A 12,583-nucleotide genomic window follows, 5' to 3' on the forward strand; every position below is an offset into this window, starting at 1 on the left:
TGTTGAATGTTAGTTGGTTTTACGTTTTGTTAATTGCTCCAGATGATTTGCAGACCTGCCATCGGCGGTAAAGAGGTATTCATTATTTAAAATGCTCTCTTTGATGGCGGTTTCACTTGATAGAAATTCGTATTGTTTTTCAAGGGTGTTGTACAGGTAGCGGTTCAGCCCCTCGGCTATCTTGCGTAGCCACTCTTCGAGTTTGTCGAGTTGCTCAAATACATGATCATGCTGTCTGTTTTCATTAATGACATATACCCCTAAATCTACTACCACACCGTATTGTCTGTGCCTGCCTATGATTTGCGGTTCATTCGGTAAAATGCCTTTTTCCAGTAGCTGTAATACCCTTTGGTCGGTGTCGGTTGCGATAAAGGGAAATTCCTGCATCGGGGCAAAATCTTTCCATGATTGATTGGCTACGGCAGTAATCAATTTGAGTATATCCACTTTAGCCGTAAAACAGCTACCATCACCCTGCGAATAGAATCCACGGAAGTAAATTTTGTCTTTCAGAACCGTTATGCCCATGTAAGAACACAGTTCTATAAAGTCCTCAAATTCATCGTCCCACCAATCAAAATTCACATTCAAATCACGGTAGGTTGTCAGGGCTTTACTTTTGGCTTCCTTATCCAGTTCGTTGAAATTGTACAGTTTTAATGTTATCTGTTTCATGGCTTCAAAGGGTTTTATTGGCTATCGCTGATAAGTAGGCGGTGTACCTGCGGGTGAGATTTTCGCCTTTGCGGAAAATGTCTGTCTTGTAGAAATATATCTCGTCAAAAAACGCTACTGCTTTGGTTTGGAGATTGATTTCATAGCGGTAGGTCGCATTGGTGCGCAGTTCATCCAGAGCGCAATGCTCTACTAATAAAGCCCGTTCCGCTTCTGCATCGTTAAGGGATAAAAGCGGGAGCAATAGGATTTCTACGATGTAGCCTTGCTCGGGTGAACTACTGCTGTCGGAAACGCAGATAACCGCTTCGCCATTGGACAGGGTGATATAAAGATTTGAACGTGTCATCATTTTTTGTTTTAAATGAGGGGGATTGCTCCCCCTTTGGATGATTAATTAAGTGCTAATACTTCTGCGCCGTTCTTGGCATAGCCGAGGCATAAATCAAATGCGGCTTGTGTGCGTAGCTGTCCCGTACCGCCGATGATTGATTTTACTTTGGCTTCATCGTCCTTGTATTCCTTGACATTTTGGAAGTACCCTGTGATGGCATTGTATGCGCCGAACAAAGTGCCTTTGGTGGTTTCGGTCTGTTGGGTGGGGCTTGCCATTGCGTATATAAATGCGTTATCGCAGATGTTCTTGAACACGGTGGATAATTCCTCGCCAGTTTGCAGGCTTTTGATTACTTCTCTGCTTGGCGCCATTGCCTGTTGTATCAGCTTCATTACATCCTTATCCGTGATGCGCACCTTTGCCCATTGGTTAAAGATGCCGTCCAGTTCATCGGCCATACTGTTTGATATGCCCATGACCTTATGTGCAACTTTCAGCCGTTCCTCCGCACTGGCGGTGTGGCGTATCTTGATCGTATTGGAGCTGTTACGCAATGCAGCACTTAGCGTATTCTGGCAGACAATTCTTATCGGGGTAAAAGCTGCGGTGATACTGCCTGAGCCATCGTGCGAGGTGGTCAGGAAAAGGTATTTTTCGATATAATCATCGTTACCTACTTTGATATAGCCAGGCAGTTTGGCGGTGATAAAAATCTTTTCGCCGTTGCCTAAAGCCCCTGCGGTTTCGTACTGCATTCCGTCCCCGCCAACGATAGCGTCAAAGAAACTGAATGCATCCCGGTTCTGAACGATGCTGTAATCTGTGCCTACTTTATCGCCTAATATTGCGCCGTTATCGGTACGGTATGTAAAAAATGAATTTTTGGATATGGTTTCTGTGCCATCCTGCAGGCGGTGGATATTCGGCATTTTAACTACATTGAAATCAAGCCCTGCGAACTGCAATGCTTCTTTACTGGTGGGGTATTCTTCGACTATCTGGCCTAACCCGTGCCATGCCTTTTCCTTTACGCTGAAAAAACTGTGCTGTCCTGTTTGCTCGTTGAAATTGATATTATGTGCCATGATGTTTAAATTTTGAATGGTTTTTAAATCGTGTCGGTTAGTGGATTAGAAAGGCAAATCATCGTCAGCCCCTGCGCCTGTGGTATAGGGTGCGGTTGCAGGTTCGGCTTTTGTTTCAGCTTTGGCGACAAGCGAAAACAGCTTGATGGTATCGCAGGTGCAAACCAATCTCCCTTTTAGGCCGTCTTTTTTGCTTTGATAGGCTTGCGCCTCCATCTATCCCGAAATTTCAACTACTGCGCCTTTGGTCAGGTATTCGGCAACGCCTGAATTGCGCCAGTAGGCGCAGTCTACGAATGCGGTCTTTTCCTGTTTTTCGCCCGCTTTGTTTTTCCATTTTTGGTTAATGGCTACGGTAAAGTTGATTACCGTTTTGTCCCCTTTTACCGCTTTAAGCTCTGCGTTTGCGGTTAATCTTCCTGTGAATAGCATAACATTTTTTGTTTTAAATGAATAATTTGTTGTTTGCTTTTCCTTTCGCCCGTCTGCCCTGATTGATTATTTTTAAAAGAAAAAGGGAAAAAAGAAAGCAAATCGTAAAGACCGGCAGGGGGCAAAAGGAAACGGAATAATTGGAGGGGACCCTCTGGGGAGGAAACCGTTTATGCCGTAGTCTTTTGCAAACCACACGACAACTCCGGTCTTGATTTTAGCTGCGCTTTTTACCCGTTTCGCCTAAAAATATTCATTGATTAAATAAAAAAATGCCAATGGAGCGTAGCGATAAGAAATCTCAAACTATTATAAAAAGAGAAAGCAAAGGCTGATAAAATGAACTCCTGGGAACTTGCAAAAAAGAAAACACCATTCACTTTTCGCATCAGGGATTGCAGCGGCATCCTTCGTAGAAGATATAGCGGAAAGCCCGGCCCGAAGGGGATGCCATTATTTTGAAATTGTTTGTAGGGGAAATTAATGAGAAACTGAATCGGCAAGATCTCAGCGTTTGAACCTGCGATAGGATGTTAATAGTATGTTAACCTTTGGCTCTTTATCTTTGGGCCACGAAGAAAAATGTATTGACCATTTTGATGGTATCTGTTACATTGATATTGATTTCGTGGGGAAGTGTAGGCAATAAGACAGTGGCCCCGATTGCGGAGGCTCATCTTAGCCCGGTAGCTAAAAAACTCGATTAAGGCCTTGCTTGGCGGCCTACAGTACGAAAACAATGGGTGAAATGCCCCTGGTTAATCTTGGCGCGGCCTATCTTGATCAGTTGCTGTCCCCGGTATTAAGAGAGGATGCTAAGGATAAATTCAAAGATCTGGAAGGTAAAGTAATCACTGTAACGGGAAAGGTAATCGACTACAAGGGAAAACCTGAAATTATCGTAACCGACGAACAGCAATTAAAGATAGACCTATAAGTATTCAGGTTCCCCGCTGATCGGTATGCACATTACTATCGGCAATGGAACTTTAAATAAAAAAAGCCCCTCACTATCAGTATGATGTTAGGGGCTTTTAATCTCTTTCTTATCAGAAAAGACACGGAATTGCTTATGCTAATTCATCTTGGTAATCATTTCATCTGCTTGCGCAGCCAAATTTGCGACGTGCGCAATCAAAAAATGTTCGAACATTGTCCCTAGTTGCTCACGATCAATGGGGAGCATTTCCTCATTCAAAAGATTATCCAAGAAATCTTCGGCATCCCAAAGTTTGCGGGTTGGCTCTGGATTGAGTGGCTCCATACGCTCTATGACGTAATCAAAGACACCGTTCGCCACCTCGATAAATTCGGCTCGATCATCATCACTTAACGGTAGTGATGTGATTTTCACACTTGTTTCAGGGTCACAGACTGTCGGAGGTTCGTCACTTTCACTATCAGTCATTTCCTCTAAACTTTTTTCTAAAAGATAAGTGGGATAAAATATGACAGATTCATCGTAATGACTAAGGCAATGTTTGTAGTAATCCAATTCATCATCAGGATCGAAAACCATATCATGTTCGCGCTCGACACCCGCTACTTGAATATCCCATTCCACTAAAGGAATTTTATTTTGATTGATGAATCGAAGCCTTGATAATTCTAATTCAGGCTTAGTGGCGTTTATTAAATCCGACCATTTATTAAATCGAAGCATTTTTGCTACGAGGTGTTGCGCGCTCATCAGACTGAAACCTTGCAGGTCGATTTCGTAGTCCTCGAAAATGGCGTCGATGTCAAAGAATTTGGGGTCATATTCCGAATATGATTCGCCGTCCTCATTTAAAACAGTTTTTTGGGTTTTGTAATCTCGGTAGAGATTTTTTGCTTGAAGCTTGAAAAAATCGATGTGGTTCATAATATATCCTTATGTTAACCAAGCCGATTATCTAAAAATTTGCGTCCGTAATCTGTGGTTCGATAATTAGCTTGGTATAAGTTTATATTATCTAAATGTTGGATGATGAGATCTTTGCACAGACGAGCAGGCTTACCAACAAGCACATCCAAAAGTAAATTGATTTTTTCTAAAAACCAATAGTAAATTTATTTAACGTTTAAAGATGGTTGGACTTGACGTGGGTCTTAATTGATAAAAACTCAAAAAAAAACCTCTACCCTGGAATCATGTATTTAAATATTTGATTATTAGGGTAATATTATTTTTTTTATTAATTTTATAGGGTGTTGATGGTGAGAAGAATTGGTTCCTGAACTTAATTTAATTCAGCTGTTATGAAAACCCAAACCGACCCTTATTACAAAAAATTCTTTAAAGTCAAAAAGTCCAACGCCAAACTGCTTTCAAAGGGCGAATTGGAATTGGCTGTTGAAGCTGACGTCCTTCCTGAAGATGCCGATTTATTACCGGGTGGCTGGATTCTTAAAGCAGCCTTTAACCAAATTCCGGCTCAACCGATTGAAGTTTTTCGCGTGACGTGGAGCGTACCGCAAATACCCGCTGATTTGACCGGCCAGCAAATTTTTCTTTTTATGGGTATCAACAATCGCGATATACTCATGCAATGTATGCTCAAATGGGGACGATTTCCTGGGAATGGCGAGTATCGGTGGATGGTCAGTTGTTGTCATGAAACCGGCGGGAATGATACAAAATGTACGCCATTACAGGTTGTCAATCCGGGTGCTATAATAACTGCGGAAATTATAGTGGGCAGAGTTGGAAACCTGTTTTATTATGAAATGAAGTTTTTAAACATCCCTAATACTTACTTAAAAAGTATCCCCGTTCCGTTTCTGCCAACCTGCTGTATGGTTCTCGAATCTTATAGCGTGGCCAGCCGTGGCGGCTATCCATCGGCGGGTACGGTGATGGAAGTGACTAATCTTAGGACGGCAGGCGGCCCTGTCCATCCAAATTGGCAGCCGCGCGATTTGATTAGCAATTACGGACAACATGCCAAAATGATTGGCCCCGACGAAGTATTGTTTGATTACGGACCGCAACAAATATTAGCTTAATTCGCAGACCCTTTATCACAAAAATATCATGATCACACAAATCCGTTTCAGGCTTCTATTTCTGATAATCCTTGCAGCGTCAGGTAATTCCTGGGCGTTTACGCGGGTTAAAAAAAATCCGCCCGGGGTAGCAGCGACGAAGCATTTAAAAAATAAAGTTGAACCTAAAAGATCCCGGGCAATGACAGATACACCTCTTACACGGCGTCCTGCCCCGCCAGCCAATCCTCTCGGTCGGTCTATAACTCTGCCCGCTGCCGATGTGATCATCCATTTTAATGATAAGGGTCAGCTGACAGGAGAATTGCCGCAGATACTTCCGGCCTCCAAAAAACTTGGATTCCAAGTGTCGGGACTCAAAGACCCGGCGGTAGCTTATGCCCAAATGCTGAAAGACCGGGCAACTGAGGCCGTTAAAACCTTAAATTTGATCATTGCAGATGCAAACAAGGAGGCATTTCTACAAAAACTTTATGAAATTTCTGATGCCCAGTTAAAGGCTGTCCGGGATGCTTGTATCGCGATTGCAGCAAACCCGACAATTGCACCGTCGGCACCAAACGATAAGTATACTTTAAATATAACACCCAATCCGAATTATTACACGGTCAAACTGTCTCCCAGTTCAGCCACTCCGGTTTCCATGCCAATGAACACTACAACGGGCACGCAGCCAAGTATGTTGACAAATGGAAACAGCATGACCATCACCCTTAGTCTTGAAAATGCGTATAAAAAAATGGTTTGGGACTGGTATTATAATAAGAAAGGTGATTTTAAACCGTTGGACCCCAGCGATCAGACCCTTTGGGCATCGCTTAAACAGGAGGAGAAAAAATTGCTGGCAGAGGTTAATGACCTGATGACGAATAAGCCTGCAAGAACCTATGAAAAGTTAAAAGCTTATCTCGAAACCATAAAAGCCGAACGTCAAAAGGTCCAGGGTCTGGTGGGCAGAATTGATGCCGCAGTTAGTTCGAAACTAAAAAATAACCAGGATTGGTTGTTGGAGTGGTTATGGTATCAAAACACCACTACCCCACAACTTAACCCTTTCAAGTTTGTAGCTACCAGCAGCCTCGGTCAAGAACCCGATACCTCGGATAATCCCGGTCTACGCTTAAAGATCCAAACGAGAGAAAACGTGATCAAAAACATGGATACGAAAAACCCAAATTTAACCGTTAGCGACCACTGGGTTTCGGACATTGATGGTTTCAGAAAAACACTGACGGCAAACACATTGGCCTATAAAAACTACCAAATCCTTTCTGCGGCTAATGAAAAAAGCAAAGCCGACTTCGCCCAAACCACAACAAATCTGAACGAGGCACTGTTTTTTGTAACGGTCGAGGCACCTGTTAAGAAAGTCATCTGGATGCGGCACCACGATGCTGCGGATGGCAATGAAATTATGAATGTAGACCAGGCGACTGAGTACCTGGAAGACGAAAAATTGGTCATCCTCACCCATAATCTGGCAACGGGTGAAAAATCGGAAGTAAGTTTATCCTATAGCGATATAAAAACCAATAACTCCTTTATAGGCGATCTATTTCTCGAAGCGACATCCATGATCAATACAAGCCAGTTTACGCATGGTGGCCGCGAGCAAGATCCAAGGATAAACGGGATTGCCGCATTGCTTGATGCGGAAATCGGGGGCTTGGGCGATGATGTCAAGAACCTAAAAGGACTGGATGTGTACTTAGATTATTTGCTTAAGCAAACGAATGTTGAGCAAGAAATACAACCGGTGACAGATCAAGCACCGGTTTATCATTCTGAAAAACAACAGGCACCACAGGTTTCGGGGAACAAAGCGGCTGCTTATACTGTAAAAACGGTTAAAACCGATGCCGGATCGAATGCGGGCGGAACGGCCCCTTCGGGTGTCACTACAACGACATCGACCAGTGCTGCAACCACTACAACGGTAACTGCGGCTGCTGCTGGAAAAAGCGCATCTACCATGCCGGTAGATACTTTTAAATTCCGTGTAAATAAAAAATACAGGATTTTTCCGATGGCGGGTATTGCGTTTAACACGTCAAATTTCACTAACGTAGCCCCAGGTTCGGATGGAAACTCGCCTGGAAAGCAAACATCTGAGTCAATATCTCACTTTTTCGTCGGCATTAAGGTGTTCATTGAAAAGACAGATATCCGGAATACACGATTTTTTTTGAATTCCGATGCAGAAGGTAACTCGTTGTTCTGGTCGAGAACCCATTTCGATGCTGCTTTTGAGATCGGATCTCCTTTGAATAATCTCTATTTTGGCGGTGGTTTTGATCTATGGCCTGGCTTTGGGCTAAACGTTGGCTGCGTATTGAATAAATACAATTATAACCTTTATGCCAACGGCCAGAATACAGTTAGTCAGTCTTTATACCGGCCCGGCGTTTACTTAGGAGTATCTACTGATGTAGCAGTAGTAGCCGAATTATTTAAACTATTAAACATTGGAAAATGAAAATGATAAAAAATCTATACTGTTTAGGGTTTTTGGTGCTGTTTTTTTCCTGTAACAAGTATGCAAACATCAATCCGGATAAAACAATTAATGGGTATGTTTATCTGCAAGACCCTTTTAAAACGAATTTTCCGGTTCCTCTTGCAGGCAAAACCATTTATTTCAATCGCGGGTCCGATACCTCTTCCTACCTTCTTCAGACAACAACAGATTCAGGCGGGCATTTTTCGATGACCTATATTGGAGATGATAATGCAATCCTTTTCTCAAGCTTCGTGAAGGATGGGGTTGTCTATAAAGGTGATACTATCGTAACCGCGGCCCAATTAGGAAAAGCGGTTCAATTGAATGTACTTCCGGTATACCATAATGGCGTTCAGCTTAATTTCAAGGACAATTCAGGCGGCTTAGTATCCGGTTTAAAGTTCCGAATTTACACCAGTACAATAGCTGCAAGCGTAGATTCTGTGAAGTATTCCTACCTAAACAGCAAAGCGGATAATAGCGGCCACTATACTCTTTTTAACCTAAATGCTGGTGATTATTTTGTGGTGGCTAAAGATAATATAGGTGGTGTTGCGCTATCGGCAAACCAGAAAATCACGGTAGCAAAAACCGGTTTGTCGTCACCCGATATTATTATTAAATAAAGTACCTATAAGTGTATTTTGCCTGCCTATTATTGCCTTAGATTAGTGATGACTACAATAATCCGATTAAGGCAGTATGTGATTAATGCTTCAAAAATATTGATCGGCGGGGCCTAACCGCATTAGTATTGGTTATCTTCAACGCTTTGTTCGCGTAATTCAGAACGAGAGCATAACATATAGGTATGACAGATAAAGCCATTCAAAAGATTATTGATCACTTTAACCGGAAAAATTCTCAGACATATATCGCCTCACACTCCATAGGGGGAAATGTTGAATATGGTGTGGTATGGCATGATATTGACTTCCATAAATTGGGTGACGTGTCCCCTTACAAGTTCTATTTCATAAAAAACGCCAAAGGAAAATGTATAGGAGCCGTTCTCGATATGAATATGGACCTCCATTGGTACATCGATCCAATCGCACGGAAAAAAGGCTTTTTGACGAATGCTTTGTTAAAACTGATTTTGCCGCACCTGGCGAGGATCAGGAAAGAACAGCGCATCACCATTAACCGCAATGATATTGGAGATGAAAATTTTGAAGCATCGTTAAAAACGGCAAATAAGACCGGCTTCAAAATGGTTGGGGAAATGGTATCGAAAATTGAATGCATTCAAAAACTCACCAAATACAGGAAAGTGCCGATTAAAGAAAATTTTCCCGGCATAACCTATGAAAAAATGGTAAAACAGCGGGAGAAAATGAATGTCGTTATTGGCAAACTATGGCAAATCAAATCGGAAGTAGAAATGAAATTAGGCGCATCGAAACTCACCCGAGAATTGGACCGTTATATCGATAAGCTCGAATTATTTCGGGGCATGAAACTGGATGACGCGGTTTACGATTTTGAGGAAGAGATGAAACGAAAACTGAGGTAGTTTTCAGGTTGCTTCATGGTTGCATCAGGGAATGGAGCGACACCTTCCAATAAAAGATGTAGCGGAAGCCCGACCAGAAGTAGAAAACAATATTGTCCGGGAAGGTAATGAGATGTACAATCAATCCGTGTAGGTTATTTAACAATTAACAGGAATACTTTTTAATTATTAGCTTTAAGGACCGCGTTTGGATACTTACTCAAGAAAAAATAAATGAAAAAATTAGCAAAATACGAGGAGAAATTATTGGCTTGCGTGCCGGAAAAATGGGCAAGGTTTTATAAAAACGCCCCAAAAGAATTTAAGCAGGATTATATCGACAAGCAGGGATACACAAGGGAAGAATTTCTCGAACTTGCAAAGGCAACGAAATTATTTGATCATGGCTTTTATGAGCAAAATCCGAGCGACTTTGTTTACAAAGAATTCGAGTATGTACCGGGGGACTGTGAAAGCTGGTTACTGAACGAAAAGGAAATGGAGTTGTACAATGCGATGCCTGAAAAATTTACGCAAGACGAATTCCGGGCTAAAAGATTGGAAATGAGAATGCCGGTTAGTTCACAAGATAAGATGGCCGGGGGGACACTTTTTAAACATATTCCGGTCGCAGGCGAACGGTATTATGATTTAGAAAAAGGAATTATTAAGCCCACATTGAAATAATGAAAAATCCCATTCCCTCATATGATTTAGAAAAATAAATCATTGGCTCTGAATAGTAGATCATGGTAACTAAACGCCGTAAAAACCAAGTGAGATTCAGATCGACTGTATTTGGAGAATACATGATGGATCAATACTTTTTCAAAGTAGCCACCCACGAGCGGAAGCTTGTTAAATTGGAGGATCTTGATCTCCGGAAACTACAGCATGACCACATTGTAACCATCGCACATGAATACCTGCATCATCTTCATGAAGTAAGCACCCATATCGGCACATTTTTTCTAAGTTATGCTGTATCGATCAGGGCAATCCTTTCCCGTTATGCCGATAAAGATCTTTCCACTTCAGATTTTAATTTCAGTAATATCTCACTGGAAGATGCCACTATGATTTTACGGCTATCCGAAACAATCAATCTTTTGATTGGTGATGCGGCACTGGAGACAGAAGTAAAAAACATTCTCGATTATGACGTGGTGGAATCGACAATTTTCGTCCCCTATGGAACCACGTTAGTAGAACGAGAGCATGGTACCCCCGAATTACGAATAGCAAATGGTAATGAGATCCTAACTTTGCAATTTGGCAAATTTTACCTTTATGAAGGGTTAGCTTACGAACTGGAACGGGTTTTCGCGCAAACCATTGGCAGAAAGCATGATGATGAAGAGAATGGAACTGAATATACTGTACTCCGCTATTTTTCAATGCATATTGTTCCATCGATCACTAGGAAAACAATGCTGACGTTGGCTTCCCTTTCTTTGGCATACGTGAATTGCGGCGTAATGTATGTTTCGATGCTCGAGCGATTGGCTATCGAATTAAGAGAAGGGCGTTCTGAAGCTGACCTCATACGGATGGTTAAAGCGAATGTGAGCCAGGAATATTCAGAAAGAGAACATATATTGGAGGGAGTATTAAAAGAAATTGAAGATGCTTTTAAATGGCGTTCTTCTTTAAAAATAGCGCTGGCAGACTTAAAAGAAAACTATATCAACGCAACCAGGCAGCGTGTTATTAATCCCTCTTTTGAGGTCGATATGATCTATAATGGTCAGTTTGAGGATCTGCTTTATCTTGTTCCCCCTTGTGACTTTATGTATGTTTTTACTAATAAGGCAACTTTCAAACGGGATTTTTATGGCACTACAAAAACCTCCGCGGAATTGGCGATCAATCATAACATTTTTATTGCCAATGTTCATTACGCTAACACGTTATTTTTTAAGTTGAGCGGAGAGTTTGATAAATTTAAACCAGGAGACAACGAATTAACCTGCCCCTTTTTTACCTCTTGTGATTTCCAATTTCGAAAGGACAATCCTTCAATTTGTTCAGGATCTCCCTGGAAGATTTATGATATAGCCTATGCGGAAGGTAATGGTTATTGCTGGTATGGTAACGGCGTGGGCTTATTGAAAGGCATTGATATTCCTCCTGACGACCAACTTGAATGAATCTGTTAAATGGAAACTAAATGACCGGTTATGATGCCTCGATCAAATGACACATTGAATTTTTTATATGAATATGGCAGCCGCATTTGGGAGCGGATGCGATTCGCCAGGGTTAGAAACCAACGTATCAGTGAAACTACGATAACAGAAAATTTAATATTTGATTTTTGGTACCAGGCCAAAAAGGTCCAATTGCCGGTGGAAATTTATGAAGCCAAAGCGGAAAAGCAGAACGGAAATGATCTCGAAGTGTTTATAGAAACCAGCAAAGGTTATTTGCTGACGGCTTTCCAGGCTAAAATTCTCAGTAAAAAAGGAAAATACCCTAATATCAGCCATAAGGTTGGTGATGCCTATCAAATAGACCTGTTGATTGATTATGCCAAACGAAAAGGCGGGCAAGCCTGCTATCTTTTTTATAATTATCCTGTAGATCCAGGGTATTACGAAAAATTGGAGGAAACCGGTAAATATCAATACCGGGAATTTGGGCTGACAGCCTGTAATGCTGAATTGGTAAAGCTGAAGTTTTTTAAAGCTGTTGCGACAGGAAAAACCAGGGTAAAGATACCTGCTTTTGAAAGTCTGCATCCCTTGCACGCATTTCCGCTATCGGAAATGATCAGGATATTAACCGACGAATCGGCCATGGAAATTTTTGAAGAGTTGGCGGAAATGGTCAATTTGCCCATCATCTATTATTCGCGGGAAGACATCGATGGAACATACGGCTGGAATGAAATGGAGCCAAGGGGGAAAATCAGCGGGATACCGATGAGAGAATTCGCCGATATTCCGAAGCACGACCTTCAGCAAGGATTCAATCCTAAGTACCGGATCATCCTGTCAAAGGAACCCGTTGCAGGAGGGCTGTATGTGCTTTCCTGAATTTAAAATTGTACGTTCAACCCGACTGAA

Annotated in this window: 14 protein-coding genes; 8 read left to right on the forward strand and 6 right to left on the reverse strand. The window is 41.9% G+C overall.

Features of this window, described 5'->3' with window-relative positions; translation table 11 throughout:
• Window positions 1-9: 9 nt before the first annotated feature.
• Genes E2R66_RS21590 through E2R66_RS21605 form a run of 5 tightly spaced genes read right to left on the reverse strand, consistent with a single transcriptional unit; the run spans window position 10 to window position 2,532 of the window.
• Window positions 10-678: a hypothetical protein gene (locus E2R66_RS21590; protein WP_133234669.1), complete on the reverse strand. Its 669-nt coding sequence runs from the start codon at window positions 676-678 to the stop codon at window positions 10-12.
• 4 nt (window positions 679-682) lie between these two features.
• Window positions 683-1,030: a penicillin-binding protein gene (locus E2R66_RS21595; RefSeq protein WP_240049416.1), complete on the reverse strand. Its 348-nt coding sequence runs from the start codon at window positions 1,028-1,030 to the stop codon at window positions 683-685.
• Between the two features lie 41 nt (window positions 1,031-1,071).
• Entirely contained in the window at window positions 1,072-2,100 is a 1,029-nt protein-coding gene (locus E2R66_RS21600) for a DUF932 domain-containing protein (protein ID WP_133234671.1), read from the reverse strand.
• A 45-nt stretch (window positions 2,101-2,145) separates the two neighbouring features.
• Entirely contained in the window at window positions 2,146-2,316 is a 171-nt protein-coding gene (locus E2R66_RS28490; protein ID WP_158288474.1) for a hypothetical protein, read from the reverse strand.
• Window positions 2,317-2,532, reverse strand: a complete 216-nt coding sequence (locus E2R66_RS21605) for a single-stranded DNA-binding protein (protein ID WP_133234673.1) — start codon at window positions 2,530-2,532, stop codon at window positions 2,317-2,319.
• Window positions 2,533-3,280: 748 nt separating this feature from the next.
• On the opposite strand from E2R66_RS21605, the gene E2R66_RS21610 reads away from it, so the two are divergent.
• Window positions 3,281-3,469, forward strand: a complete 189-nt coding sequence (locus tag E2R66_RS21610; RefSeq protein WP_133234675.1) for a hypothetical protein — start codon at window positions 3,281-3,283, stop codon at window positions 3,467-3,469.
• 138 nt (window positions 3,470-3,607) lie between these two features.
• On the opposite strand, the gene E2R66_RS21615 is transcribed toward E2R66_RS21610, so the two are convergent.
• Window positions 3,608-4,396 carry a hypothetical protein gene (locus E2R66_RS21615; protein WP_133234677.1) on the reverse strand — a complete coding sequence of 263 codons (789 nt, stop codon included), beginning with the start codon at window positions 4,394-4,396 and terminating at the stop codon, window positions 3,608-3,610.
• Between the two features lie 377 nt (window positions 4,397-4,773).
• Between E2R66_RS21615 and E2R66_RS21620 the strand changes: the two genes are divergently transcribed.
• The 7 genes from E2R66_RS21620 to E2R66_RS21650 all read left to right on the forward strand — a co-directional run bounded on the left by E2R66_RS21620 (window position 4,774) and on the right by E2R66_RS21650 (window position 12,553).
• Entirely contained in the window at window positions 4,774-5,520 is a 747-nt protein-coding gene (locus E2R66_RS21620; RefSeq protein WP_133234679.1) for a hypothetical protein, read from the forward strand.
• A 28-nt stretch (window positions 5,521-5,548) separates the two neighbouring features.
• Complete coding sequence (locus tag E2R66_RS21625; RefSeq protein ID WP_133234681.1) at window positions 5,549-7,996, forward strand: hypothetical protein; 2,448 nt, start codon at window positions 5,549-5,551, stop codon at window positions 7,994-7,996.
• Window positions 7,993-8,646 (forward strand): hypothetical protein, encoded by a 654-nt coding sequence (locus tag E2R66_RS21630; protein WP_133234683.1) that lies wholly within the window; start codon window positions 7,993-7,995, stop codon window positions 8,644-8,646. The genes E2R66_RS21625 and E2R66_RS21630 overlap by 4 nt, the downstream gene beginning before the upstream one ends.
• Window positions 8,647-8,831: 185 nt before the next feature.
• On the forward strand, window positions 8,832-9,536 hold the full coding sequence (locus E2R66_RS21635; RefSeq protein WP_133234685.1) for a hypothetical protein: 705 nt from the start codon (window positions 8,832-8,834) through the stop codon (window positions 9,534-9,536).
• A gap of 213 nt (window positions 9,537-9,749) precedes the next feature.
• A complete protein-coding gene (locus tag E2R66_RS21640; RefSeq protein WP_133234687.1) occupies window positions 9,750-10,202 on the forward strand; it encodes a hypothetical protein in 453 nt (150 codons plus the stop codon).
• Window positions 10,203-10,264: 62 nt separating this feature from the next.
• Window positions 10,265-11,665 carry a hypothetical protein gene (locus E2R66_RS21645; protein WP_133234689.1) on the forward strand — a complete coding sequence of 467 codons (1,401 nt, stop codon included), beginning with the start codon at window positions 10,265-10,267 and terminating at the stop codon, window positions 11,663-11,665.
• A 54-nt stretch (window positions 11,666-11,719) separates the two neighbouring features.
• Window positions 11,720-12,553 (forward strand): hypothetical protein, encoded by an 834-nt coding sequence (locus tag E2R66_RS21650; protein WP_134737953.1) that lies wholly within the window; start codon window positions 11,720-11,722, stop codon window positions 12,551-12,553.
• Window positions 12,554-12,583: the final 30 nt, after the last annotated feature.

This window comes from Mucilaginibacter psychrotolerans, assembly GCF_004519315.1.
GTDB classification, from domain to species: Bacteria; Bacteroidota; Bacteroidia; order Sphingobacteriales; family Sphingobacteriaceae; genus Mucilaginibacter; species Mucilaginibacter psychrotolerans.

Excerpts from the sequence above, each read along its gene's own strand:
- E2R66_RS21590 (WP_133234669.1), bottom strand. The coding sequence starts at position 678 with ATGAAACAGATAACATTAAAACTGTACAATTTCAACGAACTGGATAAG.
- E2R66_RS21595 (WP_240049416.1), bottom strand. The coding sequence starts at position 1,030 with ATGATGACACGTTCAAATCTTTATATCACCCTGTCCAATGGCGAAGCG.
- E2R66_RS21600 (WP_133234671.1), bottom strand. The coding sequence starts at position 2,100 with ATGGCACATAATATCAATTTCAACGAGCAAACAGGACAGCACAGTTTT.
- E2R66_RS28490 (WP_158288474.1), bottom strand. The coding sequence starts at position 2,316 with ATGGAGGCGCAAGCCTATCAAAGCAAAAAAGACGGCCTAAAAGGGAGA.
- E2R66_RS21605 (WP_133234673.1), bottom strand. The coding sequence starts at position 2,532 with ATGCTATTCACAGGAAGATTAACCGCAAACGCAGAGCTTAAAGCGGTA.
- E2R66_RS21610 (WP_133234675.1), top strand. The coding sequence starts at position 3,281 with ATGCCCCTGGTTAATCTTGGCGCGGCCTATCTTGATCAGTTGCTGTCC.
- E2R66_RS21615 (WP_133234677.1), bottom strand. The coding sequence starts at position 4,396 with ATGAACCACATCGATTTTTTCAAGCTTCAAGCAAAAAATCTCTACCGA.
- E2R66_RS21620 (WP_133234679.1), top strand. The coding sequence starts at position 4,774 with ATGAAAACCCAAACCGACCCTTATTACAAAAAATTCTTTAAAGTCAAA.
- E2R66_RS21625 (WP_133234681.1), top strand. The coding sequence starts at position 5,549 with ATGATCACACAAATCCGTTTCAGGCTTCTATTTCTGATAATCCTTGCA.
- E2R66_RS21630 (WP_133234683.1), top strand. The coding sequence starts at position 7,993 with ATGAAAATGATAAAAAATCTATACTGTTTAGGGTTTTTGGTGCTGTTT.
- E2R66_RS21635 (WP_133234685.1), top strand. The coding sequence starts at position 8,832 with ATGACAGATAAAGCCATTCAAAAGATTATTGATCACTTTAACCGGAAA.
- E2R66_RS21640 (WP_133234687.1), top strand. The coding sequence starts at position 9,750 with ATGAAAAAATTAGCAAAATACGAGGAGAAATTATTGGCTTGCGTGCCG.
- E2R66_RS21645 (WP_133234689.1), top strand. The coding sequence starts at position 10,265 with ATGGTAACTAAACGCCGTAAAAACCAAGTGAGATTCAGATCGACTGTA.